At 65.1% G+C, this 24,928-nt stretch carries 25 protein-coding genes; 13 read left to right on the plus strand and 12 right to left on the minus strand.

Going from position 1 to position 24,928, the window contains the following annotated elements; translation table 11 throughout:
* Positions 1–16: 16 nt before the first annotated feature.
* Entirely contained in the window at positions 17–1,075 is a 1,059-nt protein-coding gene (locus ACQ4WO_RS11415; protein ID WP_436481521.1) for an ABC transporter substrate-binding protein, read from the plus strand.
* 48 nt (positions 1,076–1,123) lie between these two features.
* The gene (locus ACQ4WO_RS11420) at positions 1,124–2,188 is read left to right on the plus strand and encodes an ABC transporter substrate-binding protein (RefSeq protein WP_436481522.1); all 1,065 of its coding nucleotides are present in this window, start codon (positions 1,124–1,126) and stop codon (positions 2,186–2,188) included.
* A gap of 22 nt (positions 2,189–2,210) precedes the next feature.
* Here the strand turns inward: ACQ4WO_RS11420 and ACQ4WO_RS11425 are convergent, their stop codons facing one another.
* Positions 2,211–2,333: a hypothetical protein gene (locus tag ACQ4WO_RS11425; protein ID WP_256267169.1), complete on the minus strand. Its 123-nt coding sequence runs from the start codon at positions 2,331–2,333 to the stop codon at positions 2,211–2,213.
* A 160-nt stretch (positions 2,334–2,493) separates the two neighbouring features.
* On the opposite strand from ACQ4WO_RS11425, the gene ACQ4WO_RS11430 reads away from it, so the two are divergent.
* Both ACQ4WO_RS11430 and ACQ4WO_RS11435 read left to right on the plus strand, forming a co-directional pair.
* On the plus strand, positions 2,494–5,187 hold the full coding sequence (locus tag ACQ4WO_RS11430) for a polysaccharide deacetylase family protein (protein ID WP_436481523.1): 2,694 nt from the start codon (positions 2,494–2,496) through the stop codon (positions 5,185–5,187).
* On the plus strand, positions 5,188–5,568 hold the full coding sequence (locus ACQ4WO_RS11435) for an immunity 22 family protein (protein WP_436481524.1): 381 nt from the start codon (positions 5,188–5,190) through the stop codon (positions 5,566–5,568).
* On the opposite strand, the gene ACQ4WO_RS11440 is transcribed toward ACQ4WO_RS11435, so the two are convergent.
* A complete protein-coding gene (locus tag ACQ4WO_RS11440) occupies positions 5,553–6,776 on the minus strand; it encodes a response regulator (protein WP_436481525.1) in 1,224 nt (407 codons plus the stop codon). The genes ACQ4WO_RS11435 and ACQ4WO_RS11440 overlap by 16 nt on opposite strands.
* A gap of 110 nt (positions 6,777–6,886) precedes the next feature.
* Between ACQ4WO_RS11440 and ACQ4WO_RS11445 the strand changes: the two genes are divergently transcribed.
* The 3 genes from ACQ4WO_RS11445 to ACQ4WO_RS11455 are packed head-to-tail and all read left to right on the plus strand — an operon-like array spanning position 6,887 to position 9,391.
* Complete coding sequence (locus ACQ4WO_RS11445) at positions 6,887–7,402, plus strand: TonB-dependent receptor plug domain-containing protein (RefSeq protein ID WP_436481527.1); 516 nt, start codon at positions 6,887–6,889, stop codon at positions 7,400–7,402.
* Positions 7,302–8,840, plus strand: coding sequence for a TonB-dependent receptor (locus ACQ4WO_RS11450; protein ID WP_436481528.1), 1,539 nt, complete (start codon positions 7,302–7,304; stop codon positions 8,838–8,840). Before ACQ4WO_RS11445 ends, ACQ4WO_RS11450 begins: the two co-directional genes overlap by 101 nt.
* 17 nt (positions 8,841–8,857) lie before the next feature.
* Positions 8,858–9,391, plus strand: a complete 534-nt coding sequence (locus ACQ4WO_RS11455) for an RNA 2'-phosphotransferase (protein ID WP_436481529.1) — start codon at positions 8,858–8,860, stop codon at positions 9,389–9,391.
* 4 nt (positions 9,392–9,395) lie between these two features.
* Here the strand turns inward: ACQ4WO_RS11455 and ACQ4WO_RS11460 are convergent, their stop codons facing one another.
* From ACQ4WO_RS11460 to ACQ4WO_RS11505, 10 genes are all read right to left on the minus strand, one after another.
* The gene (locus ACQ4WO_RS11460) at positions 9,396–10,610 is read right to left on the minus strand and encodes a PepSY-associated TM helix domain-containing protein (protein WP_436481530.1); all 1,215 of its coding nucleotides are present in this window, start codon (positions 10,608–10,610) and stop codon (positions 9,396–9,398) included.
* Positions 10,610–13,072: a TonB-dependent siderophore receptor gene (locus tag ACQ4WO_RS11465; RefSeq protein ID WP_436481531.1), complete on the minus strand. Its 2,463-nt coding sequence runs from the start codon at positions 13,070–13,072 to the stop codon at positions 10,610–10,612. The genes ACQ4WO_RS11460 and ACQ4WO_RS11465 overlap by 1 nt, the downstream gene beginning before the upstream one ends.
* Positions 13,073–13,165: 93 nt before the next feature.
* Positions 13,166–14,152, minus strand: a complete 987-nt coding sequence (locus tag ACQ4WO_RS11470; protein WP_436481532.1) for a FecR domain-containing protein — start codon at positions 14,150–14,152, stop codon at positions 13,166–13,168.
* Positions 14,149–14,658 carry a sigma-70 family RNA polymerase sigma factor gene (locus ACQ4WO_RS11475; RefSeq protein WP_436481533.1) on the minus strand — a complete coding sequence of 170 codons (510 nt, stop codon included), beginning with the start codon at positions 14,656–14,658 and terminating at the stop codon, positions 14,149–14,151. The genes ACQ4WO_RS11470 and ACQ4WO_RS11475 overlap by 4 nt, the downstream gene beginning before the upstream one ends.
* Positions 14,659–14,786: 128 nt before the next feature.
* Positions 14,787–15,905: a HupE/UreJ family protein gene (locus tag ACQ4WO_RS11480; protein WP_436481534.1), complete on the minus strand. Its 1,119-nt coding sequence runs from the start codon at positions 15,903–15,905 to the stop codon at positions 14,787–14,789.
* Positions 15,902–17,113: a tetratricopeptide repeat protein gene (locus ACQ4WO_RS11485; RefSeq protein WP_436481535.1), complete on the minus strand. Its 1,212-nt coding sequence runs from the start codon at positions 17,111–17,113 to the stop codon at positions 15,902–15,904. The genes ACQ4WO_RS11480 and ACQ4WO_RS11485 overlap by 4 nt, the downstream gene beginning before the upstream one ends.
* Before the next feature lie 65 nt (positions 17,114–17,178).
* Positions 17,179–17,427 (minus strand): hypothetical protein, encoded by a 249-nt coding sequence (locus ACQ4WO_RS11490; protein ID WP_436481536.1) that lies wholly within the window; start codon positions 17,425–17,427, stop codon positions 17,179–17,181.
* A 13-nt stretch (positions 17,428–17,440) separates the two neighbouring features.
* Positions 17,441–18,940: a DUF4331 domain-containing protein gene (locus ACQ4WO_RS11495; protein WP_436481537.1), complete on the minus strand. Its 1,500-nt coding sequence runs from the start codon at positions 18,938–18,940 to the stop codon at positions 17,441–17,443.
* A gap of 119 nt (positions 18,941–19,059) precedes the next feature.
* Positions 19,060–19,707 (minus strand): NrsF family protein, encoded by a 648-nt coding sequence (locus ACQ4WO_RS11500; protein ID WP_436481538.1) that lies wholly within the window; start codon positions 19,705–19,707, stop codon positions 19,060–19,062.
* Positions 19,704–20,288: a sigma-70 family RNA polymerase sigma factor gene (locus ACQ4WO_RS11505; protein ID WP_436481539.1), complete on the minus strand. Its 585-nt coding sequence runs from the start codon at positions 20,286–20,288 to the stop codon at positions 19,704–19,706. The genes ACQ4WO_RS11500 and ACQ4WO_RS11505 overlap by 4 nt, the downstream gene beginning before the upstream one ends.
* Positions 20,289–20,419: 131 nt before the next feature.
* Between ACQ4WO_RS11505 and ACQ4WO_RS11510 the strand changes: the two genes are divergently transcribed.
* From ACQ4WO_RS11510 to ACQ4WO_RS11535, 6 genes are all read left to right on the plus strand, one after another.
* Positions 20,420–21,226, plus strand: a complete 807-nt coding sequence (locus tag ACQ4WO_RS11510) for a DUF1223 domain-containing protein (protein ID WP_436481540.1) — start codon at positions 20,420–20,422, stop codon at positions 21,224–21,226.
* Positions 21,226–21,822, plus strand: coding sequence for a cytochrome b/b6 domain-containing protein (locus tag ACQ4WO_RS11515; protein ID WP_436481541.1), 597 nt, complete (start codon positions 21,226–21,228; stop codon positions 21,820–21,822). The genes ACQ4WO_RS11510 and ACQ4WO_RS11515 overlap by 1 nt, the downstream gene beginning before the upstream one ends.
* Positions 21,823–21,872: 50 nt before the next feature.
* Positions 21,873–22,604, plus strand: a complete 732-nt coding sequence (locus ACQ4WO_RS11520) for a molybdopterin-dependent oxidoreductase (RefSeq protein ID WP_436481690.1) — start codon at positions 21,873–21,875, stop codon at positions 22,602–22,604.
* An 83-nt stretch (positions 22,605–22,687) separates the two neighbouring features.
* Entirely contained in the window at positions 22,688–22,975 is a 288-nt protein-coding gene (locus tag ACQ4WO_RS11525) for a pentapeptide MXKDX repeat protein (RefSeq protein WP_436481542.1), read from the plus strand.
* Between the two features lie 107 nt (positions 22,976–23,082).
* Positions 23,083–23,637, plus strand: a complete 555-nt coding sequence (locus ACQ4WO_RS11530; protein ID WP_436481543.1) for a GNAT family N-acetyltransferase — start codon at positions 23,083–23,085, stop codon at positions 23,635–23,637.
* Between the two features lie 66 nt (positions 23,638–23,703).
* Positions 23,704–24,924, plus strand: a complete 1,221-nt coding sequence (locus tag ACQ4WO_RS11535) for an MFS transporter (protein WP_436481544.1) — start codon at positions 23,704–23,706, stop codon at positions 24,922–24,924.
* Positions 24,925–24,928 lie beyond the last annotated feature (4 nt).

Consider the following 24,928-nt stretch of genomic DNA (forward strand, 5'->3'; position numbering starts at 1 on the left):
ACTCTGGAGATACAAGATGAGCAATAACAACGCACTCGACACCCTGTGGTACACGCGCTGCCCGGTCCCCACAGGCCTGGGGATAGCCTTGCAGCAAGGCTGGCTGGAAGAAGCGTTGCGCGCTGACGGCACCAGCTTGCGCTCCTTGCGCGAATCGGACCAGGAAGCCGTGCGCGAATCGCATTTCGACCATACCTTGCAAAATTCCGTGCGTCACGGCGGCAATATTCCCGCCCTGTGGGCCCGCGCGGCGGGACGCGAGACGCGCGTGATCGGCCTGTCGTGGTCGGACGAGACGCAGCTGATATTGACCCTGCCCGATAGCGGCATCCAGACCGTGCGCGACTTGAAGGGGCGACGCTTCGGCTTGCCTTTGTGGGCCAAGGCGCAGATCGACTTTGCGCGCGCGCAAGCCTTGCGCGGGCTGGAAAACGCGCTGAGCCTGGAAGGGTTGGCGGTTGCTGATGTGGAACTGGTCGATTATGTGGTCAACACGGGCCAGAGCGAAACGGCGCCGGAGCAGGGCGCGGCGACGAATCTGTTCAGCGGCGCGCGGCGCGGCGGCCAAAGTCCAGAACTGCTGGGGCTGCTGCGGGGCGAGGTGGACGCGATCTTCCTGAAAGGCGCCTCGGCCGCGCAGCTGGCGCAGCAATTCGGCTTGCATACGGTGATCGACACGGGCATCCATCCGGAACCCTTGATCCGCGCCAACAACGGCACGCCGCGCACCCTGAGCGTCGATGCGCACTTGCTCGACAAGCATCTCAATTCCGCCGTGACCCTGGTCGACCAGGTGCTGCGGGCCGAAGCGTGGGCGCGCGGCCATGCGGACGAGACGCGGCGTTTCCTTGCGCGCGAATCGAATGCCAGCGAGCACTGGGTGCAAGTGGCGTACGGCAAGGATGCCCATCTGCGCCTGGATACGGACCTGGCGGAAACGTCGATCGCGGCCTTGCAGGACTTCAGCGACTTTTTGTTCCGCTGGAATTTCCTGCCCAGCAAGGTCGACGTGCGCGCGTGGATCGACCCGCGTCCTTTCGACGCGGCGCTGGCGCAGACGCGCCGGGCGGCTTGAGCGGGAAACACGTCAACAGTGGCCATGTTCGATGATGAGGAGAATGCGATGCGGCGACGCACGGTGATGGGCGGGCTGGCCTTGCTGCCCCTGGCTGGACAGGCAGTGTCGGCGGTGTCGGCAGCGAAAGGGGCGGGGGCGCCGCCGGCGGCCCTGCGCATCGCCTCGACGGGTTTTGCGGAAAACGGCAAGGCGGAGCTGGGCGGCATCGCTTACCGGGTACAGCAGGAAGGGTGGCTGACGCGCGAACTGAAGCAACGGGGCGTGCGGCTGGAATGGCTGCCCGTCACGGGTGATACGGGCGCGACCATGAATGAAGCGTTCGCCAGCGGGCGCATCGACATGGCCGCGTATGGCGACTTGCCGTCCGTCATCCTCAACGCGGGTGGCGTGCGCACGCAGGTGATCGTGCCGGCGGGGCGGGGCACGGACCAGTTCCTGCTGGTGCCCACCGGTTCGCGCGCCACGTCCCTGGCCGAGCTGAAGGGCAAGCGCATCAGCGTGCACCGGGGCCGGCCGTGGGAACTGGGCTTGCGCCAGCTGATCGCCGACCAGCGCATGTCGCCCACGGATTTTCGTTTGATCAATATGGATTTGAAGCCTGGCACGGCCGCGCTGGCCACGGGTGCCGTCGACGCCTTATTCATGATCAATGGCTATCCGCTGGAAGACAAGGGCATCGGCCGCATCATCTGGTCCAGCAAGGGGCTGCCGGAACGCAAGATGCGGGCGGAACTGTGGGCGCGGCGCGACTTTACGCAAGCCCATCCCGACATCGCCGAACTGGTGGCCACGGCCTGGCTGCGGGCCCAGCACTGGGCGGCGCTCGACGGCAACCGCGAAGCCATCATCAAGGATGGCACGCGCAACGGCACGCCCGACAGCGTGGTGCGGCGCAGCTACGACGATCCGGGCTTGCAGTGGAAGGAGCGCTGGTCGCCCCTGTACGACGACGCCGTGTACCGCCATTACCGCCGGGTGCTGGCGTTTGCGCAGGAACAAAAGCTGATCCGCCAGCCCTTGACGGCGGAGGAATTGCTGGAACCGCGCTTCGTGGCGGCAGGCTTGAAAAAGCTGGGCCTGGCCAATTACTGGGAACCGGCCAAGGTGTAGTGCTGTAAGACGGGCGCGTGGCTCAGTGCGGCAGGCATACGCGTCCCGCCACATTGACCACGTCGTCGCCCGCATGCGCGCGCAGTTGCAGCAGCATCAGGGCCACGCCCAGCATCAGCGCCGCGGCGCAGAGTTTCTTGTGCATCGTCTTTTCCGTTCCTACGTTCGCTGAAGGTTTGCCGTCATATTATTGCCGAAATTCAGCGTGCGGGCTGAGCATGTGCCATGCGTGCTTTACAATTATGCATCTGCGCATCCGCGCCATCCGAATTGTATGCATAGTATGTGAAGGGAATGACAAGCCTGTGACTTCCAAGCCGATCAAGATCGCCGCCACCGTCGTCGTGGCTCTCGCCGCTGGGACGGGCATTTATACGTTTACCCGTCCCGCAGCCACCGCCACGCCAGGCGCCCCGGCCTCGGGCAGCCCGGCCGCCGCGCCCCAGTCCACCGTCGATACGGCCGCCGTGGCCAGCCAGTTCCGCGACTTGCTGGGCAATTTCCGCAAGATCATCGTGCTGCTGGCCGACGAGCAAAGCTTGCCCGAAGGCGCGCGCGACGAAGCCCGCAAGGTGGGGCAGGCGCTGTTCCATGAAAACCAGGAACGCATCGCCAAGCTCGATGCCGCGCTCGACCAGCTGACGGCGGCCACCAATCCGGGCCGCTTCGAGGCGCTCGACAGCTTGTTGACGTATATTGAATCCGATCCGGGCCTGTACGACGCGGACCGCCTGGCCTTCCGAGAACTGCTGCAAAGCATGCTGGCCGACGTCGCCAAGGATTCGTCCTTGCCGGCGATCAAGCTGCACAAGCGTATTTCCGAAGACCTCGACGCGCTGGGCGAGATCGAGCGCAATTACGAGAAGGAAATCCGGCAAATCTTCGGCAACCTGGGCCAGCGCGCCATCGAACTCAAGCGCGAACGGTGGGACGATTACGTGGCGCAGCTGAAAAAACTCTACAGCCGCGAGCAGATTTTGAAGGAAAACGGCATCGTCGTGCCTTACACCGTGCCACCGGCCGGTTCCATTCCGGAAGCCAAGCCGGTGCCAAAAAAAGATGAGGCAGAAATATTTGGCCTGGGTTTGCCGAAGAAAACCATCGTGCTGACCTTTGACGACGGCCCGCACCGCCGCTATACGGAAGAAATCAGCGCCATCTTGAAACAATATGGCGTGCCGGCCGTGTTCTTCAACGTGGGCCGCAACCTCGGTTCGCTCGATGCGGAAGGCCACGCCAAGCTGAACGCGGGCGCGGAAGTGAGCCGCAAGCTGATGAAGGAAGGCTATGCCGTGGGCAACCACAGTTTCAGCCATGCACAGTTATCGAAACAGACTGGCGACAAGCTGAAGGGCGAAATCCTCGGCACCGATACTTTATTGAAGGCCATCAGCCCCGAGCGGGCCGCGCTGTTCCGCTTTCCGTATGGCGCGCGCAACAGCGAAGGCATGGCCGCGCTGGCCGATGCCCATTTGAAATCCGTGATGTGGAATATCGATTCGCTGGACTGGGCCGACCCCGTGCCCAGTTCCATCACGAACCGGGTGCTGGCGTCCGTCGACAAGGCGGGACGCGGCATCATCTTGTTCCACGACATCCACGAACGCACGGTAAAAGCCTTGCCGGCCGTGCTCGACAAGCTGATTGCCGAAGGCTATCAATTCGCCGGCTGGGATGGTACGAGCTTCCAGGTGGCAAAAAGCTCGGCGCCCGCGCCGGAAAAAGTGCCCGTCACCACCGGTTACGCCAATTCCTGGGCCGTCGTGATCGGCATCGACGATTATGCCAAGTGGCCGAAATTGCAATATGCGGTGCGCGACGCGCAAGGCGTCCGCGAAACGCTGATTGAAAAGTTTGCGTTTGCCCCCGAGCGTGTCGTCACCCTGAAGAATGGCGAAGCGACGCGCAACAACATCCTGGCAGCCTTCCACGACAAGCTGGCACATGGCGGCGTGCAAAAGAATGACCGCATCTTCGTCTTCTTCGCCGGCCACGGCGCCACGCGCAAGCTGAGCTCCGGGCGCGACCTCGGCTACATCGTGCCCGTCGACTCCGACCCGGCGCAGTTCGCCACGGATGCGATCCCGATGACGGAAATTCAGAATATCGCGGAGTCCCTCACGGCCAAGCACGCGTTCTTCGTCATGGACGCCTGCTATAGCGGCCTGGGCCTGACGCGTGGCGCCGGTTCCAGCTCCTTCCTGCGCGACAACGCCAAGCGCATCGGCCGGCAAATGCTGACGGCCGGCGGCGGCGATCAGCTGGTGGCCGATGGCGGGCCGAACGGCCACTCCGTGTTCACGTGGACCCTGCTACAGGGCCTGGCGGGCAAGGGCGACCTCAACGGCGACGGCCTGATCACGGCCACGGAACTGGCGGCCTATGTGGCGCCTGCCGTGTCCAGCGTGTCGAACCAGACCCCCGCGTTCGGCAGCTTGCCCGGTTCGGAAGGGGGTGATTTCGTCTTTGAATTGCCGGGCGAGACGGAATTCCTCAGCCCGAACACGACGCAGCTGTCGACGGAAGCCATCGCCCTGAATAGCAAGCTGGACGCCAAACCGGCGGCGGCCAGCGTGACGGTGAAGGATTTGCAGGGCGGCGAACAGAAGATCGTCACGCCGGGCGCCGTGCCGAGCTCGACGCGCCAGCTGGCGCAGCGGGCCAACGACCGTGGCTTGCAGCTGTACAAGGAAAAACAGTATGCGGCGGCGGAAGCGCAATTTACGGAAGCGCTGAAATTGCGTCCCGATTTCGCGCTGGCGGCGAACAACCTGGGCTTTGTCTTCTACAAGCAGGAAAAATACCGCGAAGCGGCCCGCTGGTTTGAAAACACGGTCAAGATGGACCCGTCGCGCGCCATTGCCTATCTGAACTTGGGCGACGCGTATGCCAAGGCTGGCGATGCGGCCAAGGCGAAAGCCGCCTATAAAACCTATCTGGAACTGGCGCCGACGGCGGCCACGGCGCCGGCCGTGCGGCAAAAGATGGAGAAGCTGTAGTTGGCCAGTACTTTGCCCATCGTCCACGTGTTTGCCTGCAGCGGCCGTTTCCCCAGCTGGGAAGCGCTGCAGGCCTACCTGTCGCCCACGTACACGGAGGATGGCGATGCCGTGCCATCGCCATTCATCCTGGAAACGGGCCTCACGTGTTATGAGCCGGCCTGTTTTGAAAGCGCCATGCTGGCGTTGCCAGTGCCGCTGGCGCAGTTGCTCGATGGCGTGTCGTACCCCGACAGCTGGCTGGCGCAGGCGTGCGCGGACGCGGATGGGCAGGGCGTGCTGGCCGACACGGCCGTCTGCGTGTTTGCGCCGAACCAGCTGTCGCACCCCCAGCGCAGTGCGCTGCATTACGTGGGCAGCTATGCCTACGCTGGTGGCTGAGCGCCATCCTCGCGCTGCTCATGCAGTAGTTTGTTGATTGCCGCCAGCAGGCTGGTGCCCGACGTGGTGATGAAACGGGCGCCTGCCGCCTGCGCTTCCGTGCCGTAGCTGGCGACCGTATCCTTGCTGCAATATACGACGATGGGCAGTTCCGGCAAGGTCTGGCGCACTTCGCGCACCGTGTGCACGCCCGCATCCTTGATGCGCCGGCGGTTTTCCACCCGTGCCATGTCCGTGATCAGCAGCGCATACGGTTTCTGTTGCAGCATGGCCAGCGCCTGGCGCGTCGACACGGCCTGGTCCACCTTGATGTTTTCCCGTTCCAGCTGTTCCACCAGCAAGGTATTGTTGCGCGGATGGTCGTCCAGCCACAGCACCAGGCTGGCCGGCTTTTGCCCCGTTGGCACGCCGGCCAGGGCCGTGACTGGCGCGCCGCCATCGGGCGGGTAGGCCAGCAGCAGCTGCGTGACGGCTTCCTGCATGTCATCGAGCGACTTTTGCTGCAAGCGGCTCAGTTCCGTCACCTCGATTTCCTTGCCGCTCTCCAGGCGCACCGATTCGTTCTTGACCATGCTGTCGGCCCGCTTGATCATGATGGACAGGTAAATGCGCGTAAGCAGGTAGCCGATCAGGAAACCATGTACGGAAAAGAACAGCATGATGCCGCCGACCACCGCCATCGCCGTGGCCGTATCCGTGGCCAGGCTGGGCGCGATAAAGGCGGCCATGCTGCGTGCGCTGCCGGGCAGGCTTTTGAGTTCGATCAAGCCCACGCCGACGATGATTTTCGTCAGCCAGTCCGACACTTCCACCAGATTCGAATTGATTTCCATGGGCGTGGGCGTGCCCAGGAACAGCGTATTGCTAGGGGCGGCGTCCGCCGTGTCTATCCCTGCGGCCGGTGGCTCGTCCGTGGGACGGCTCTTGCCATTGTTCCGCTCGTCGGGCGGGGCGGCGCTGACGGTGCCCGAGGGCAGGCTGCGCGGGATGCCGAACAAAAAGCCCAGCAGCATGCCGCTGACGCAAAAGCCCAGGCTCCACAGCAGGGCCGGCACGGCCTGGTAGTAGGGCGGCAGCAGGGCGCCCGCCATCACGGCCAGCAAGCCCGCCAGCAGGATGAACAACAGAATATAGGGCAACACATCGCGTTTGCGCACGGCCGCGGCGGCGGTTTTCGTTGCCTTGCCGGCACTGTCGCTCAGTTCCACGGTCGCTCCTTGAAAAATGCTGAATCCAAACAAGCAGCCGGCCGCGTATACATCCGGTAGGCTAGACCAAGCCCAGGACCCATACTGACATCATAAAAAGGGGAGACGCGATGCGATTGAGAAAACGCAAACTGGTAGCAGCTTGTGCGCTGGCATCGCTGGGCTTGGGGCACCAGGCGGGGGCCCAGGTCCAGGCCGAGGCGGCTCCAGTTGCCGATGAAACACGCACCGTGCGCGTGACTGGCCACTACGACAACGCCGTCGGCACGTCGGATGCGGCCAGCCAGGGCGTCATCACTACTGAATTGATTGTCAACCGGCCCGCTTTGCGCACGGGCGAATTGCTGGAATTCGTGCCGGGGCTGATCGTCACCCAGCACAGCGGCGACGGCAAGGCCAACCAGTATTTCTTGCGCGGCTTTAACCTCGACCATGGCACGGATTTCGCCACTTACCTCGACGGCATGCCCGTCAATATGCGCACGCATCCGCCTGGCCGACAAATTGCCGCAGGGCCAGGCCAGCGTGTCCTTCGGCCAGCACGGTTATGTGCGCGGCGTCGTCGCCGATTCGGTCGCGGCCGGGCCAGGCACCTTGCTGGTCGGCCTGGAAGTGCACCGCAATAACGGTCCCTGGGATGTGCCGGAGCGCGTGCGTAAATACAGCGGCGTGCTGCGCTACAGCCAGGGCACGCCGGACGACGGCTTCAGCGTGACGGGCATGGCCTATAAAAACAGCTGGAACGCCACCGACCAGGTGCCGCTGCGCGCCGTGGAATCGGGCCAGATCGGCCGTTTCGGCAGCCTCGCGCCCAGCGATGGCGGCGACACCTCGCGCTACAGCCTGTCGTATGCGATGCGCAAGCGCACGGAAAACCGCTTGTTCGAACTGGATGCCTACGTGATCCGCTCGCAGCTGGAACTCAACAGCGACTTCACGTATTTCCTTGCCGATCCGGAACAGGGCGACCAGTTCCAGCAAAGCGAGCGGCGCACGGTGGCCGGCGTGAACGCCAGCGAAAGCTGGACCATGGAGCTGTTCGGTCTTCCCCTGCGCAACAAGCTGGGCGTGCAGGCGCGCTATGACCGGCTGTCGCCCGTTGGCCTGTACAACACGGTGGAGCGCGTGCGGCAGAGCACGGTGCGCGAAGACCGGGTGCGCGAAAGCAGCATCGGTCTCTACGGCGAAAACACGGTGCATTGGCTGCCCTGGCTGCGTTCCGTGGCGGGCGTGCGCTATGACGCCTATCGTTTCAAGGTGGACAGCAGCATAGACGGCAACAGCGGCTCGGCGAACGACCACGTGGTGTCGCCGAAACTGTCATTGATACTTGGGCCGTGGAGCAAGACGGAATTTTTTATCAACTACGGCAAGGGCTTCCACAGCAACGACGCGCGCGGCACGACGCAGACGCGCTTGCCCGACGGCACGTCATCCACGCCCGTCACGCCGCTGGTACCGACCAGGGGCATGGAATTGGGCGCGCGCACGGAATGGCTGCCGGGCCTGCAAAGCTCGCTGGCCCTGTGGCGCCTCGACATCGCGTCGGAATTGCTGTTCGTCGGCGACGCGGGCGAGACGGAGGCGAGCCGCGCCAGCCGCCGCCACGGTATCGAGTGGAACAACCATTATATTGCCGCACCGTGGCTGCTGTTCGACCTGGACCTGGCCGCTTCGCGCTCGCGCTATACGGAAAATGATCCGGCCGGCAATTTTATTCCCGGATCGATCGACAAGGTGACGTCGTTCGGCGTGACCGTGACGGACCAGGGCCCGTGGTCGGGCGCCTTCCAGCTGCGTTACTTCGGCCCCCGTCCCCTGATCGAGGACAACAGCGTGCGCTCGGCCTCGACGACTCTGGCCTACGCGCGCGTGGCGTATCAGATCAACCGCAAGACGCGCTTGTCGCTCGACGTATTCAACCTGTTCGACAAGCGCGCCAGCGACATCGACTACCACTATGCCTCGCGCTTGCCTGGGGAAGCAGCGGAAGGCGTGAATGACCGGCATTTCCATCCGGTGGAGCCGCGCTCCGTACGCCTGACCTTGGCATATGCGCTCTGATAACGGTAGACTGGGGTATGACAGATCATTTGGTAAATACCAGTAAATTCCTTTCCCTCATACTGCGCCACGCGCCCGAAAAAATCGGCCTCGTGCTCGATACCCAAGGCTGGGCCGACATCGGCCAGTTGCTGGCGCTGGCGGCCCAACACAGCCGCAGCCTTTCCCTGGAACAATTGGATGACGTGGTGGCGCGCGACAGCAAGACGCGCTACGCCATCAGTGCCGACGGCTTGCGCATCCGCGCCAACCAGGGCCATTCGCTGGCCGCCGTCGATATCGCCTTGCCGCCCGCCATGCTGTACCACGGCACGGCCAGCCGCTTTGTCGAGGCGATACGGGTCGGCGGTTTGCTGCCGGGAGCGCGCAACCACGTTCATTTGTCGTCCAGCCTTGAAACGGCCGTGGCCGTCGGCGCGCGCCATGGCAAGCCCATCGTGCTGACGGTGGATGCGGCCGCCATGCAGGCGCAGGGCTACGTGTTTTACGTGTCCGACAATGGCGTGTGGCTGACACAGGCAGTGCCAGTGGCATTCATCGGCTTTCCCTGACTAATTAATGACTTAGCGCCCTGGCCCTGGCATGCCCCTGGCGCTTGCGTCGCCAGATCAGCACGCCCGTCACGCTCAGGCCCGCCACCAGCACGCCCATGGCGCAAATGAACAGTTTGAAAGGCCAGCCCCACATCGAGGCCATGTGCAGGGCGCTGATCCAGCTGCGGATGGTGTCGCCGCTGGCCGCGCCCGTGGGTAGCCAGGTGGCCAGTTGCCGGCCGCTGACCGCGTCAAAAAAGACGGTGGTGAGGCCCTTGTGGGCGCGCACGTCGCGGCTGCTGCGCACGTTGTAGCTGTACACGCCCAGCGCGCGTTCGTAGGCCAGCGCGTTTTCCTCGATGATGGTGAATGCGTGCTGGCGCGCCAGCGCGTCCATCAACTGGCGGCCCTGCGCGCGCGCGGCAGGCCAGTCCAGCTGCGGCCCCGGTGACGGCGTGTGCCGCGCGACGATTTCCTCGGCTCCCTGGTGGGCAAACAGCGGATGCATGACGGCCGCATAGGCGCCGTACAGATTGAAGGCGACGCCGCTCCAGGCAAACACCAGCAGCATGGCCCACAGCCACAGGCCGCCCGCGCGGTGCAGGTCGAACACCAGTTTATAGCTGCCGCCGTTGCGGCGCAGCAGCCACGACGGACGCCAGCGCAGCAGCCACGGTTTCGTTCCCGGCGAGCGTTTTTTCAGGCGCGCGGGGAAGGTCAGGGCGGCGCCGACGAAGCAGTCGACCGTCCACACGATGGCGACCAGGCCGAACATCAGCAAGCCCGTGTCGCCCAGCGCCAGCGCGTAATGCAGGCGCTCGATGAAGGGCAGCAGGTTGATGGCGCCCTCGCTGATTTCGCCCCAGCGCCGCTGGCCCAGCACGGCCCCCGTGTGGGGATCGACGAATACTTCGTCGCTGGCCAGCGGTGATTCGTCGCCCGGGCGCAGGTAGAACACCATGCTGTGGCCGGCCGGCGCCGACAGCGGTGCGTAGCTGATCTGCGCCTGGGGAAAGCGTGCAGCGACGGACTCGCGCAGCAGCAGGGCGTCGAGCGGCGCGGCGCCCGGCGTGGGCGGCGCCACGCGGAAGACGGCGGGCAGCACGGCCGCCTCCAGTTCATCCTTCCACGCGAGCGCGCTGCCCGTGACGCCGGCGACGATGAGGAAGCCGGCCATCAGCAGGCCTGCGTAGCGGTGCAGCGCCGCCAGGACGGGCCGAACTTGCAGCGATGGCATCAGAAGCGGTACATGGCGCTGACGTTGGCCGTGCGTTCCGCATTGCGGTAGCACAGGTTGGGCAGGTAGCCGCAGTCATACAGGGTTTGCTTGTTCAGCACATTGTTGACGTTGAGGGCGAATTGCCATGGTCCGCGCGACACGCCCAGCGCCGCATCCCACTGCGTGATGCCGCCATTGCGGATGTTCAGGTTTTCGCCGTCGGAATTCGAGCGCATGGCGCCGAGAAAACGCATGCCCAGCGCCGCATACGCGGGCAGGCTGCCGGCCAGCGTGAACGATTGTCGGGCCCAGGCCGAGGCGCTGTGGCGCGGCGCGCCCGCCTGCTGCAAACCCAGGTCGCCATTATTGCTCTTTCTGACTTCCGTATCGAGGTAGGTGTATTGGGCGATCAGGCTCAGACGGCTGGCGAACTCCGTGCGCGCTTCCAGTTCCACGCCGCGCGAGCCCACTTTGCCCGTTTGCTGCAGGCGGCCCGGGTTGCCGATGTCGGACGTGGTGACGTTGTCGCGTACCAGGTCGAACACGGCTGCCGTATAGCTGGCGCGCTGGCCCACGGGCTCGTAACGCACGCCCGCCTCGAACTGCTTGCCGCGCGACGGCTTCAACGCACTGCCGTTGGCCGTGATGCCCAGTTCGGGCGAGAACGAGGTGGCGTAGCTGAGATACGGCGCCCAGCCGCCATCGAACAGGTAGACGGCGCCCAGACGGCCCGTGGTGGCCGATGGCGACTGGTGGAAGTCGGGTTTGACGGCGCCGGTATTGAGGTCCGTGACGTCGCGCGACTGCGTGGCCTTGTCGCGGCGCAGGCCCGCCGTGACGACCCAGCGGTTCCATTTCAATTGATCCTGCGCGTACAGGCCGAGCTGGCGCGACGGCGCTTCGGCGCGCGTGGGCGCCTTGGCCGGCACCAGGGGCTGCTTGCCGTACACGGGCTGGTACAGGTCAATCGGCCCGATGAAGCCCCGCTGGTGGCGGTAGTCGTCCGTGTTGCGGATGTTCGCGTAGTCGACGCCCAGCAGTACTTGGTGCGTCAGGCCGCCTGTGGCAAACCGCGCCTGCAGCTGCGTGTCGGCGAACAGGCTTTTCGACGCCGTATCGACAGGCATGAAATAGCGCTCCACCGTGCCATCGTCATTCAGGCCCAGGGGGAACATGTCCGTGCGGTCGTTCTTCAGGTGCGTGTAGCGCAGGTTCTGGCGCAGCGACCAGGTACCGTTGAATGTGTGCTCGAACTCGTAGCCCAGCATGGTGTTGCGGCGTTTGAAGCGGTTATCGTCGCCCATCAGGTTGACTTTTGGATCGACCTGGCCGCGCGGGCCCGGGTGCAGCAGCTGGTTCGGAAACGCATATTGCTGGTTGTCCTGCTCGTAGCGGGCCAGCAGGGTCAAACGCGTGGCGGGGCCTGCCTGCCAGGTGAGCGAGGGGGCGAAGTACAGGCGGTTGTCGCGGTCGCGGTCCAGCCGCGTATGGGCTTCGCGGCCCAGCATGACGACCCGGTAAGTCCAGGCGCCTGGCGCGTCGAGGGTGCCGCCCACGTCGGCTTTCAGCTGGCGGCGCTGGTAGCTGCCGTACTCAATTCCCACTTCGCGCACGGCGTCCGCGCTGGGACGCTTGCTGACGGCGTTGACCATGCCGCCCGGCGGAATCTGCCCGTACAGCACGGACGCGGGGCCGCGCAGCACTTCGAGGCGCTCCAGGCCATACGGCTCGATCGAGGCGCCAAAGGTGCGGCCCGAATTGCGCAAGCCATCTTGCAGGATGCCGTTCGTCTCGATCGTGAATCCGCGCAGCAGCGAGGAATCGTCGCTGCCCAGCGGGCGCTGGTTCGGCGTCACGCCCGCCGTGTAGCGCAGGGTTTCGTCGAGCGATTCGGCATTGCGGTCGCTGATTTCATCGGCCGTGACGACCGACACCGATTGCGGGTTTTCATTGAGCGCCGTATCCGTCTTGGTGGCCGAGCCGGCGCGCCGCGCCACATAGCCGCGCACGGGACCCGTCGCCGTTTCTCGTTCGCTGCTGGCATTGATAGTGATGGCGGGCAGGGTGGCGCTGGCCTGGGCCGGCGTGGCTGCCGGTGCAGTCTCCGCCCGCAGCGCATACGCGCCGTTGGCACCCGCCACCACGCGCACGCCCTGGCCGCGCAGCAGTTCCTCGAAACCCTGGCGCACCGTGTAGCTGCCCGCCAGGCCGCCGCTGCGCTTGCCCTGCAACAGGGCCGCGTCGGCCGACAGTTCCACGCCGGCCGCGCTGGCGAACGTGGTCAAGGCCCGTTCCAGCGGTCCGGCGGGGACCGCGTACTGGCGCTTCGCTTGCGTCGTGTCGGCCGTCTGCGCGTGGGCGGCAGGGGCGGTGACGGCGACGGCGCCCGCAGCGGCGCCTGCGAGGAACAGAGCCTGGATGGCGGCGGCGAGGGGGAACGGACGCAGTTTGTGCGCGGGTGCGGTCAGGCGAGGGGGCATGGTGCAAATCCTTGGAAAGTGGCGGAAAAAAATCGGTTCTTCCCGTATTCCGAACGAAAAGCCAAAACCCTCAACGTTTTTTCACTTATTTTTTCAGCTGGCCTGGCGCGGCCCCACGCTGACCCAGTAGCGCGTGCGGTAAACCAGCTGCACGGGCAGACTGGCGGCCAGGTTGGCCAGCGAGCGGTCCGTGTCGCGCAGCGAATACACGCCCGTCACGCGCAGGCCGGCGATCGATTCGTCGCAGCGCAGCACGCCGTGGCGGTACCGCCCCAGCTCGGCCAGCAGCTCGTTCAGGCGCATGCGCTCGGCCACCAGGCTGCCATCGGCCCAGGCGGCGGCGCTGTTTTCGACGTTCGTCACATCTTGTACTTCCAGACGCGTGTAGCCAGCCTGCTGGCCCGCCTGCAGGTGCAGGGCGGGGGAGCCGTCCTGCATCGGCTGCAGGGCGACTCCCCCCTGGAACACGGCGACACGGCTCTCGCCATCATCGAGGCGCACGCTAAAACGCGTGCCCAGCGCCGTGGCCGTGCCTTGCGGCGTTGCCACCAGCAGTTGACGGTAGACGGGCGCCGTTTCGTGCGCGCTGGTGACGAGGATGGCGCCAGCGCGCAGCACGATGCGCCGTTCATTGGCGCCGTAGCGCACGTCGATGGCGCTGGCCGTGTCGAGCACCACTTGCGTGCCGTCGGCCAGCACGATGGCGCGCGTCTCGCCGACCGACGTGCGGTAATCGCTTGCGGCGCGCCGCCACAGGCCGGACTCGTGCGCCAGCAGGGCCGTGCCGCCGCCTGCCGCGATCAGCCCCAGCAGCTGCAAGGCGCGCCGGCGGCCGGCGGCATGGCGCGGCGCCGGTGCCAGGGCGTTGCGCGTCACGTCGCGCGGTAACGCCTCGAATTGCCGGGCGAAGCGCTGCAGCCGGGTCCAGGCCCGTTCGTGTTCGGGGTGGGCGGCGCGCCAGGCGGCGCAGGCGTCCGCATCGGCCGCGCTGGCGTCTTCCGCCCACAGCCGCGCCATCCATTCGGCGGCGCGCTGCAGCACGGCGGGGGCGATGGGGGCGCTGTCCAGCTGGGAGCTCATGCGAATTGCGCCGCGCAGCAGGCCAGCAGCGCGCGGGCGATGTATTTTTCCACCGACGAGACGGAAACGTCCAGGCGCGCGGCGATGTCGGCGTAGCCCATGCCTTCGAGTTTGCACAGCAAGAAGGCGTTGCGCACTTTAGCGGGCAGGCTGGCCAGGATGGCATCGATTTCCATCAGTGCCTCGACGATCAGCGCGCGCATTTCCGGCGTCGGTGCGGCCGCTTCCGGCTGCGCGGCGATGGCGTCCGCGTAGGCTGATTCGATATGCCGGCGGCGGAACAGGTCGACCACGAGGCCGTTGGCGATCTGCGCCAGGTGCTGGCGTGATTCGTCGCGTCCGGGCGCGCGGCCCCGCGCGAGGATGCGCAGATACGTGTCGTGCGCCAGGTCGGCCGCATCGAAGGCGTTGCCCAGCTTGCGGCGCAGCCAGCCCTGCAGCCAGCCGTGGTGGTCACTGTAGAGCACTTCGATTTGCCGATGCAGTTCCAGTTCGGGGCGTAGCATGCAACCTTTCCATGCCATGGTCCGCGGACAAACAGGCCTTGATGCGATTGAGAATTGTTCGTATTGTAGCTCGGTTGTGCGCGCTTGTGGCTGGCTTGTGGCCGGCTAGTGGCTGTTCAACAACGCCATCAGCTTGAAATCAGCTTGATGTCGACCACTCTCTCCACCAGCCAGACGGCCGCCACCAAGGCGATGGCCAGCGAGCCGACGGCCAGCACCTGCCGGTACAGCCAGGTCTTGCGCAGCAGCCAGGCTGCGGGCAGGAATGCGGCGACGATGGCCAGTTGGCCCAGTTCCACGCCCACATTGAAGCCCAGCAGGCTGGCCATCAGGGAACCCTGCGGCAAGCCCAGGTCGCGCAGCACGCTGGCAAAGCCGAAGCCGTGGATCAGGCCAAAGACGAAGGCGGCCACGGCGCGCTTGCCGCGGAACAGCGGCAGCAGGTTGTTCAGCGCGGCCAGGATCACGGAGGCGGCGATGGCCGATTCCACCCAGCGCGATGGCAGCGAGATGAGCGACAGGCTGGCCAGGCTCAGGGTGATGGAATGGGCAAGCGTAAATGCCGTGACGACTTTCAGCACGTCGCAGAACGCCGCCTTCAAGCCTTGCTGCTGCTCGCGCAAGCCAGGCAGCAACACGGCCGGCAGCAGCAAGGACAGCAAAAACAAAATATGGTCGTAGCCGATCCAGATATGCCAGATGCCGTGTTTCACATAGGCGCCGAACTGCGCCAGGCGGTCGGGCGCGGCCAGGGAAAGCGTCTGGCGCGGGCTGTCCGGGTCGAAGATGGCCGTTTGCGTGGAACCATCGCTATTAATCTTGAACAGTCCCTTGTGCTGCGGATCGAGGTCGGCGAACAAGGTGTAGCCGATGGCGAGACTGGCCGGCGCCGCGCCGGGGCAGCTGGCCTGGAAGCGCAGCACGCTGTAGGCGCCGTCGGTATGGTTGTCGATCAGCTGCTCGACGGCTTTCAAGGGGCACGCGCCCTGGTCGCTGGCCACATGCAGGCGCTGCAGCGCGTACGCGGCGATGGCCTCGTGGCGCGCGCGGATTTCATCCCACGTCAGGGCGCCGTCGCCATTGCCATCGAGGCCGATGGCGAAATCGAGGTCGCGCAGGGCGATATCCCAATGCCCCTCGATCTGCTGGCCGTGGACCTCCAGGCTCAGGTAGCTGTCGCTGGGCTTGTGGGCTTGCGCGGGCGCGAGCCAGGCGCACAGCAGCAGGATGAAAAGGCATCGTTTCATAGCGCACCTGCCTTCTTCGCAGAACTGATTTTCGCATCATCCTGCGGCCCCAGCAGCCTGACGAGCCGCTGCAGCGCCACGTCTTCCACGCCATTGGCCGCGATCCAGGCCAGCACGGGCTGTGCCGCCGAATAGTTGTGCGCGGCCAAGGATACTTCGAGCAGAATGCGCATGTCGGGCACTTCCTTCTGGATGGCCCAGTTTTTCTGTGCCAGTTGCAGGGCGGCGGGGATATCCTGCTGCAAAAACAGGGCGAAGCGGGCCTGTTCGCGCTGGTGCACGGTGTCGCCGCGCTGCATGGCGGCGTTGAAGCGGGCCGCCAGTTCCGCTTTTGCCGCCAGGAAGGCGGGCTGCCGGCCAGACTGCGCTTGCAGGGCCAGCGCGTAGCGCAGCAGCAGGGCATCGATGCGCTGCCGCTCTTTCAGCAGCTTGGCGACTTCCTGCGGGCGCTGCCGCTCGAGCAGGAAATCCGCGTAGGCGCCCAGCAGATAGCTGTCGCGCGGCTGCTGCGCCAGCGCCTTGGTGTAGCGGGCCTCGGCCAGCGCCCACTCTCCGCGCCGCGAGGCCATTTCCGCCAGCAGGGTTGCGGCCCAGCTTTCCAGTTCGGGCGCCGCGCCGGCACTACGCTGCAAGGTCAGGTCCAGCAAACGCTCGCTGGCGGCGGCGCGGCCCGTGACGCTGGCGATGTTGGCAAGGCAGGTGACGGTGACGAGCTGCGTTGTCAAGGCCGACAGCCGGGCGCAGCTGGCCGTCGCCTTCGCGTAGTCGCCCTGCACGGTAAGCACGGTGGCGCGCGTCAGCCACGCTTGCCCGTTGGCCGGCTCCTGGGCGATGACGGCGTCGAGATCCTGCAGCGCGGGGCCGAAATGGTGGGTGCTTTGCAGGATGGTGGCGCGCAGCAGGCGCACGGGGACGGGCGGCGCCGCTTGCCGCCACCACGGCGCCAGCGCCGCTTGCGCGTAGCCCAGGTAGCGCGGATCCGTTTCGCTGCGGGCCAGCGCAATATAGCGCTGGGCCAGGCCGCTGGCCAGGGCCAGGTCTTGTGGTTTGGCGTCGAGTTGCTGGCGCAGGCCGCGCAGGGCCAGCTGCGTGGCGTCGGCGCGGCGCGGCAGCTGTTCGATGACGGCGCTGCCATCTTTCGGCGTGTAGGGCGCGGCCCATGCCAGCAAGGGCAAACAGGCGCACAGCAGGGAAATCGGTGTTTTCATCGTGGACGCCATCGACGGGAATGGGCAAGGGCGCCGGGGAGCTGACTCCCCGGCGCCCGATGGGCTTACAGAGGCACCGGCTCCGTAGTCTCCGGAGACGTCGCCATGATGGCGTCAATGCCGACGCCATCCTTGTCATCGCTGGTGGTCAGGATGACGTTGCTGACGGCCACATAAAATGCGTCGAGCAGCACGACGGGAGGGGGGGTAACGCCGCCGTCGCCATTATCGCCGCCATGGCTGCCGCCGCCGCCACCGCAGCCGGCCAGCAGGGCCGTGAGCGCCAGGGCGCCGCTTACATAGAGCTTTTTCATCGCGTTCTCCTGGTTACAGCTGCGGCGAACCGGCCACGGGATTTTTCAGGTAGGGGAAGCCTGCCGTGAACGACGTTTCGTCGAGGAAGGCGCCATCCGTGAAATGCAGGCCGCCGGCGGGAGCGTCGGCCGGAGCGCAGCCGATGTTCAGGGTGCACAGCTTGCCCATGGCCACGCGCAGCACCACGTCGACCACGTCGTCGCCAGGGCGGCGGCCGTTCGGGAAGCCCGCGTTATCGCCGCCGATCACGCCGAGGCGGTTCTGCGCACCGACGTTGGTGGCGGCGATGGACGTATTGAGGCGCAGCATTTCCGATGCCGTCACGGTGACGGGCTGGTTCACGCCCTTGATACCGGTCAGGAAGGTGGCGACCAGATCGTTGCGGGGGAAGTTGGTGGGCGCCTTGGCGCCGGCCGAGCCGTACAGCACTTCCACGAGGGCTGGCGCCGTGGGGTTGGTGACGTAATCGGCAAATTGCGCGTCGCCCGACGGCTTGCTGGCGTTGAAGCGGTCCTTGTCCTTCAGGCCGATCACCAGTTCATTTACCAGCGGCATGCCCAGGCGCGACACTTGCACCCACGCGCCGCCTTCCTTCGAAGCCGCCGTGGCCGTGCCCGGCGCCGGGTTCAGCAGGCGACCCTGGCGCAGGCTGGCCGTGGTCCAGCCACCGATGACAGGGTCGGCGCCGGCCGTCAGGCAGGCGGTCGGCACTTCCATCTCGATGGCCGTGACGTTTTTCTTGGCCAGGTCATCCTTGGCGGCCGATTCCGCATTCGCGGCAAACTCCGTGGCGGGCGCCTTGATGTTGATCAAGTCGAACGTTTCGCCCAGGTTGACCACGAACGGGTCCTTGCGCTGGCCGACGAACATGCGCGCCGGCGTGGCGCAGCCGGGAATATTGACGGCGTACACATGCTGCGCGGCATACGCGGCGTAGTTGGGGACGGCCTTGTTGCCGATATTGTCGACTGGCTTGTCGAAAGTCGTGCCGCCGCCCGTGGCGTTCGTGACGCTGCTGCGCGTGCCCGTGCGGCGGTCGCCCCGCACGACGGTCACGCTGTAGGTTTCGCGCACGTTCAGGCCGGCCGGGTTGACGGAATCGATGGCGCCGCCGTTGATAACGAGCGGAATCGAGACTTTCTTGCCGCCCACGGTGAACTGGCCATCCTTGATGGTGTTGGTAAAGCGGAACTGGAAGGTGAGGTCTTCCTTGCCGTCGCCATTGTTGTCGATATGGATTTCATACAGCGCGTTCGGGTCCATGGCGAAGTAGTTCGGGCCGCCGTAGGCGTCCTGCAGGGGGATATAGTCGGCCACCAGGGTGGTGTAGGCCCCGCGCCCCGTTTCATAGCTGCGGAACATATAGAAGTCGGTGGCGTCGACTTTGGGGTTTTGCGTGATGAACGGCGCTTCGCGGTGGCTGGAAGCGTAGGCCGATGGCGCGATCGCCAAGGTCAGCAGGTTGCCCAGGAGGGCGGCGCCCAGTGCGGTTTTCGAGTGTGACAATGACATTTCGATTCTCCCGATTTTTGTTAGCGTTGACAGACAAGTCCAAGAAACTGCAGGCTGCCTGACTTGTACGCACCGGGGGATGAAAACGGATTCACTGCTTTGAAAAGCATGTCATTGGTTCACCAGGCCAGCACTTTCGGGCCGATGGCCGCGCCGATGGCGGTCGGCGCCAGCATGCCCAGCACATACCAGAAGCCGACGAAGCTGGCCGCCAGCTCGGGGCAGTGCAGGCAATACACGAGGGCCGCCATGGCGCCGGCGGCGAACCCGGCCGCCGCGCCGGCCAGGCGCAAGCGCGTGGGCGCCAGCTGGCGCATCAGGCGCAGCACGGCAGCCAGGATCGGCAGCGACAGCAGGGCAATGAGCAAGGGGCAGCTGCGCCAGGTGGCGCCCCAGAACAGTTCCGCCCGTTGCTCGGGTGGCGCTTCGCTCAGGACGATGGCGCCCAGCGCCCACATCAGCAGCAGCGGCATGGCGAGCAGCAGGGGCAGGGCGCGCGTGGCGGCACCCGGCATGCACAGGCGGCGGCTGACCTGCCAGGCCGCCAGGCAGAGGCAGACGACAAAGCCCACCTTGATCCAGAAATCGGGCAACAGGGCCAGCTGTTCCAGGTTGGGCCGCACGCCCAGCAGCATGGCCATCAGGGCCACGCTGGCCAGCAGCCCGGCGCCCACAGCGGATGCGGCGCGCCAGCGTGTGCCCGGGGGCGGCGTGGCCGCCACGTCGGGGCCGTTGGCCAGCATGGCGATCAAGTCATCGGTTTTCATGGTGTCGTTATCCTCAAGTTGGCTGCCAGTGCCTTCAAGCCGCGATGTACGGCCACTTTGACGCTGGCTTCCGAAATCCGCATGGCGGCCGCCGTGTCGCGCACGGACCAGCCATCGAGCTTGGTGTGCACGATGGCGTCGCGCTGCTGCGCGGGCAAGGTGGCCAGCAGCTTGCCCAGGTCGCGGCTGGCTTCGACCGCCTCGGCATCGGCGCTGGAAAACAGTTCCTGCGCGCTATCTTCTTCGTCATACGGCAAGTGCTGCGCCTCGCGCCGCCCATGCCGGCGCAGCCAGTCGATCAATTTATACCGTGCGATCGCATGAATCCACGACGTCAGCGGCACCCCCGTATCGTAGGTCAGGCGCTGGTTGTGGATGGCCAGCAGGCACTCCTGCACCAGGTCTTCCACCTCGTCCGGCCAGCGCTGCAGGCGGTGCCGGAAAAAGGCGCGCAAGTGCTGGCTGCTTGCCTGCAAAAAACTGCGGTAGGCCGCCGCATCGCCATCGAGCCCGCGCAGCATCAAGCCATGCAGCCGCAATTCCGTGCCATGCAGGTGTTCGCTTACAGGTATTCGTTGCATGCAGGCCTTTGGTGACAGGCGTTGGAAAAAATAAATTCAAAAAATAATGGATGGTGGCTGTAACCAATCCGCGGCATGCGGCGAATTGACAGGCAAGCACGCTTCTTAATTCAATATACCGGGTAACGACCATGGACATCAAGCACCGCCTTGCAACACTGCTTTTACCCGTACTGAGCATGGCTGTGGCCGCCCCGGCCATGGCGCAAATGGCAGCCGGCCAGCGCTGCGCCGTGCAAAGCGGGCCGCAGACGGCGGCGCTGGTGGAGCTCTACAGCAGCGAAGGCTGCTCCAGCTGTCCGCCCGCCGACCAGCGCCTGAGCGCCTTGCGCAAGGAAGCGGGAGCGGCCAGCCTGATCGTGCCGCTGGCCTTGCACGTCACCTACTGGGACCAGATCGGCTGGACGGACCCGCTGGCGCAGCCGCAATTCGATGCGCGCCAAGCCGAATTGCTGCGCCACCAGCCGCGCCACGTGGCCTACACGCCGCAGTTTTTCGTCGGCGGCACGGAATTGCGCAGCTGGGATACGCAACTGCCGGCCGCCATCCGCCGCATCAATGCGACCGCCGCGCCCGTCAACATCGGCCTGTCCGCCACGCCGGAGCCCGGTGGGAAACTGGTGCTTGAAGCAAATGCCAGCGCGTCGGACGCACAGACGCGCGGCCAACTGTACGTGGCCATCAGCGAAAGCGCCATCGTGTCCAAAGTGCTGCGCGGCGAAAACCGCGGCGCCACTCTGCATCACGACGCAGCCGTGCGCCTGTGGCTGGGGCCAGTTGCGATGTCGCAAGGCCGTGCCCAGCTGCGCCGTGAAGTCAAGCTGCCCGCCAGCTGGCGTCCGGAGCAGCTGCAAGTGGTTGCCTTCGTGCAGCGCAGCGGCAGCAGCGCCATCCTGCAAGCCGTCAGCACGGCATCCTGCGCGAAGGGAGCGATGTGATGAACGGACAAGCAAGCGTGATCCATCCAGCCTGGCTGCGCATCGCGCACTGGCTCAACGCCGTGGCCGTCGTGGTGCTGGCCACCAGCGGCTGGCGCATCTATAACGCGGCGCCATTCTTCCCGTTCGAGCTGCCGCGTGCCCTGACCCTGGGCGGCTGGCTCGGTGGCGCCCTGCAGTGGCATTTCGCCGCCATGTGGCTGCTGGTGGCCAATGGTTTGCTGTATCTGCTGATTAACATCGTCTCGGGACGCTTGCGGCGCCAGTTCTTTCCCCTGTCGCCGCGCCTGCTGTTGGCCGATTTCGTCGCCGCGCTGAAAGGCAAGCTGGCCCATGCGGACCCGCGCCACTACAACATGGTGCAGCGCGCCGCCTACCTGTTCGTCATGCTCGATTGCATCGTGCTGGTGCTGTCCGGCCTGGTGCTGTGGAAATCCGTGCAATTTCCCCTGCTGCGCGAGCTGATGGGCGGCTACGAGAGCGCGCGCAGGGTCCACTTTATCGCCATGGCACTGCTGACGGGCTTTGTCGGCGTGCACCTGCTGATGGTGGCGCTGGTGCCGCGCACTCTGGTCGCCATGCTGCGCGGTCGCTAAAGGAGATGAGCATGAAAAAAACCATCATCGTGCAAGAGCAGGGCCAAGCCATGCTGGCCGACGCCTTGCGCCAGATCAAGCAGCCGTCGCGCCGCCTGTTCCTGCAGCGCAGCCTGAGCCTGGGCGGCCTGTCCTTGCTGACTGGGTGCAGCGCCAGCGACCCGTCCGGCATCGAGACAGCCTTGACGGCGGTGTCGCGATTCAATGACAAGGTGCAAGGCTGGTTGTTTGACCCTACCAAGCTGGCGCCGACCTATCCCGATTCCATGATCACGCGGCCGTTTCCCTTCAACGCGTATTACGGCGAGGATGAAGTGGAAGAGGTCGACGGCGACGCCTGGCGCCTGGAATTGAGCGGCCTGATCGCCGACAAGAAGCCGTGGACCTTGCCGCAGTTGCGCGCCTTGCCGCAGGAAACGCAGGTGACGCGCCATATCTGCGTGGAAGGCTGGAGCGCCATCGGCAAGTGGGGCGGCGTGCCGTTTTCCCATTTCCTCAAGCGGGTGGGCGCCGACACGACGGCCAAATACATCGGTTTCAAGTGCGCCGACGATTACTTCACGAGCATCGACATGGCCACGGCCCTGCATCCGCAAACCATCATGGCCCTGACGTATGACGGCCGGGAATTGCCGCCCAAGTATGGTTATCCGATGAAACTGCGCATGCCGACCAAGCTGGGCTACAAGAACCCCAAGCACATCCAGGCCATTTTTGTCACGAATACCTACCCGGGAGGGTATTGGGAGAGTCAGGGATACAACTGGTTCGGCGGCTCTTGATCACTTTTGGCAATACCTGTAGCACCGCAGTCGCTTTACCACCGGGCAATCTCGCCCATCCAACACTGAGACAAGGACCTATCATGAAAACCACCATCACCGCCATCATCGCTTCCGCCATCCTCATGTCGGGCGCTGCGTTTGCCCAGGACGCCATGAAGAAAGATGCCATGGCCAAGGACGCTTCGGCCGATGCCGTGCACAAGGATGCGATGGACAAGGACGGCATGAAGAAGCCGATGGCCAAGAAACACATGAAGAAGGATCACATGGCCAAGGATGGCATGGCGAAAGACGGCATGGCCAAGGACGAGATGAAAAAGGATGAAATGAAGAAAGACGGCATGGCCAAGGATGCGATGGCCAAATAAGGTAAGGGCCTTGCGCCGCCTGTCGTGGCGGTGCAAGGCCAACGATGATATTGACGCGGCAGGCTGGATACCGCAGAGTGCGGTGACAATACCGACTCTGGATACCCATGCAACCATTGCCCACGATTGTAACGCCACAGACCATTTTGACCGTGCTCCACCCCGGCAATGCAGACCTGCTGCTTGCCTACCAGCAGGAAAACAGGCATCATCTGGCGCCGTGGGAGCCTGAACGCGACAGCCAGTTCTACACCGCAGATGCCTGCCATGCGCGTGCCGCGAGCGCTTGGCGCGCATTTTTGGATGGCAATGCCGTCAATTTCATCGCCATCGGACGGGACTCGCAGAAGATGGTTGCCGGGTGTAATTTCACGAATATCGTCAGGGGGCCGCTTCAAGCGTGTAACCTTGGCTATTCCATCGCCAAGGCTTGCGAGGGGCGTGGCCTGATGCGCGAAGTGGCGGCGGCGGGGATCGGCTATGCCTTCGGGGAGCTGGGCTTGCATCGCATCATGGCCAACCACATGCCGGCCAACGTGAAAAGCGAGCGCCTGTTACGCACGCTGGGATTCGAGCGCGAAGGTTATGCAAGGGCCTATCTGAAAATTGCCGGCCAGTGGGAAGATATGGTGCTCAATGCGCTGATCCATCCGCAAGGATAGGAAGCCGTGGCACGTGGATGAGCAGAGACTTGTATACTAGATATCTCTCCCGATACCCGCAGAGCCATGACCGACCCGTCCGCCACCTCGTTATCCGCCACGTCCACCGTTACCGACAAATCCCTGCGCCGCCGCTCGCTGTTTGCCGCCTGCAGCGCGCATGCCGTGCATGACGGCTTGACGGACGTCATTTACGTGTTGCTGCCCATCTGGCAGGCGCAGTTTGCCATCAGCTATGCCATGGTGGGGCTGCTGCGCGGCTTGTACTCGGGCATGATGGCCGGTTTCCAGTTGTTGGCCAGCCGTATGGCCAAGCGCTGGGGGCGCGAGCGTCTGCTGGTGGGCGGCACGGCGCTGGCCGGCGTCGCCTATCTGGTCGCGGGGCAGGCGGGCGGTCTGGCCGTGCTGCTGTTCGCCTTGCTGCTGGGCGGCCTGGGTGCCAGCACCCAGCATCCGCTGGCCTCGTCCATCGTCACCGATACGCACGAGGCGGGTGGCGGTGTGAAGGAAGCGCTGTCGCACTACAACTTTGCCGGCGATATCGGCAAGACCTTGATACCCGCGCTGGTGGGCTTGCTGTTATTGGTCTGCAGCTGGCAAGCCAGCGTCTCGCTGCTGGGCTTGCTGGGGCTGGCGGCGGCCGGCTTGCTGTGGTGGCTGCTGCCGAAACCGGGCGAATTGCAGGCTGGCGCAAAGAAGGCGGGCAAGACCATCGCCGGCAGCGGTTCCAAAGCAGGCTTCCGGGCCTTGCTGGCCACGGGCACACTGGACAGCGCCGTGCGCATGGGTTTTCTCACCTTTTTGCCATTCCTGCTGAAAAGCAAGGGGGCGGGCACGGCCGGCATCGGCGTGGCCTTATCTCTGCTGTTCGTGGGCGGCGCCTTCGGCAAGCTGCTGTGCGGCTACTTGGGCGCCCGCATCGGCATGATGAAGACCGTGTGGCTGACGGAATCGATGACCTCGCTGCTGATCGTGGCGGCCTTGTGGCTGCCGCTGGCCGGCGTCATGGCCATGCTGCCCTTGCTGGGGCTGGCATTGAACGGTACCTCGTCCGTGCTGTACGGCGCCGTGCCGGAACTGGCCGAGCCCGGCAAGCGCGAGCACGCGTTTGCCCTGTTCTACACGGGCAGCATCGGCGGCGGGGCGCTGTCGCCCGTGCTGTTCGGCGCGCTGGGTGACCATACGAGCGTGAACACGGCCTTGCTGGCGCTGGCGGCCGTATTGCTGCTCACTTTACCGCTGGCGTGGCAGGTGCAGCGGGGCCTGGCGCATGGCAGCGCCACATGACACC

Source organism: Janthinobacterium aestuarii, from assembly GCF_051380835.1.
GTDB classification, from domain to species: Bacteria; Pseudomonadota; Gammaproteobacteria; order Burkholderiales; family Burkholderiaceae_D; genus Janthinobacterium; species Janthinobacterium aestuarii.

Excerpts from the sequence above, each read along its gene's own strand:
- ACQ4WO_RS11470 (WP_436481532.1), bottom strand. The coding sequence starts at position 14,152 with ATGAGCTCCCAGCTGGACAGCGCCCCCATCGCCCCCGCCGTGCTGCAG.
- ACQ4WO_RS11530 (WP_436481543.1), top strand. The coding sequence starts at position 23,083 with ATGCAACCATTGCCCACGATTGTAACGCCACAGACCATTTTGACCGTG.
- ACQ4WO_RS11500 (WP_436481538.1), bottom strand. The coding sequence starts at position 19,707 with ATGAAAACCGATGACTTGATCGCCATGCTGGCCAACGGCCCCGACGTG.
- ACQ4WO_RS11490 (WP_436481536.1), bottom strand. The coding sequence starts at position 17,427 with ATGAAAAAGCTCTATGTAAGCGGCGCCCTGGCGCTCACGGCCCTGCTG.
- ACQ4WO_RS11520 (WP_436481690.1), top strand. The coding sequence starts at position 21,873 with ATGCTGGCCGACGCCTTGCGCCAGATCAAGCAGCCGTCGCGCCGCCTG.
- ACQ4WO_RS11455 (WP_436481529.1), top strand. The coding sequence starts at position 8,858 with ATGACAGATCATTTGGTAAATACCAGTAAATTCCTTTCCCTCATACTG.
- ACQ4WO_RS11525 (WP_436481542.1), top strand. The coding sequence starts at position 22,688 with ATGAAAACCACCATCACCGCCATCATCGCTTCCGCCATCCTCATGTCG.
- ACQ4WO_RS11420 (WP_436481522.1), top strand. The coding sequence starts at position 1,124 with ATGCGGCGACGCACGGTGATGGGCGGGCTGGCCTTGCTGCCCCTGGCT.
- ACQ4WO_RS11495 (WP_436481537.1), bottom strand. The coding sequence starts at position 18,940 with ATGTCATTGTCACACTCGAAAACCGCACTGGGCGCCGCCCTCCTGGGC.
- ACQ4WO_RS11475 (WP_436481533.1), bottom strand. The coding sequence starts at position 14,658 with ATGCTACGCCCCGAACTGGAACTGCATCGGCAAATCGAAGTGCTCTAC.
- ACQ4WO_RS11445 (WP_436481527.1), top strand. The coding sequence starts at position 6,887 with ATGCGATTGAGAAAACGCAAACTGGTAGCAGCTTGTGCGCTGGCATCG.
- ACQ4WO_RS11460 (WP_436481530.1), bottom strand. The coding sequence starts at position 10,610 with ATGCCATCGCTGCAAGTTCGGCCCGTCCTGGCGGCGCTGCACCGCTAC.
- ACQ4WO_RS11465 (WP_436481531.1), bottom strand. The coding sequence starts at position 13,072 with ATGCCCCCTCGCCTGACCGCACCCGCGCACAAACTGCGTCCGTTCCCC.
- ACQ4WO_RS11535 (WP_436481544.1), top strand. The coding sequence starts at position 23,704 with ATGACCGACCCGTCCGCCACCTCGTTATCCGCCACGTCCACCGTTACC.
- ACQ4WO_RS11425 (WP_256267169.1), bottom strand. The coding sequence starts at position 2,333 with ATGCACAAGAAACTCTGCGCCGCGGCGCTGATGCTGGGCGTGGCCCTG.
- ACQ4WO_RS11485 (WP_436481535.1), bottom strand. The coding sequence starts at position 17,113 with ATGAAAACACCGATTTCCCTGCTGTGCGCCTGTTTGCCCTTGCTGGCA.
- ACQ4WO_RS11505 (WP_436481539.1), bottom strand. The coding sequence starts at position 20,288 with ATGCAACGAATACCTGTAAGCGAACACCTGCATGGCACGGAATTGCGG.
- ACQ4WO_RS11515 (WP_436481541.1), top strand. The coding sequence starts at position 21,226 with ATGAACGGACAAGCAAGCGTGATCCATCCAGCCTGGCTGCGCATCGCG.
- ACQ4WO_RS11510 (WP_436481540.1), top strand. The coding sequence starts at position 20,420 with ATGGACATCAAGCACCGCCTTGCAACACTGCTTTTACCCGTACTGAGC.
- ACQ4WO_RS11480 (WP_436481534.1), bottom strand. The coding sequence starts at position 15,905 with ATGAAACGATGCCTTTTCATCCTGCTGCTGTGCGCCTGGCTCGCGCCC.
- ACQ4WO_RS11415 (WP_436481521.1), top strand. The coding sequence starts at position 17 with ATGAGCAATAACAACGCACTCGACACCCTGTGGTACACGCGCTGCCCG.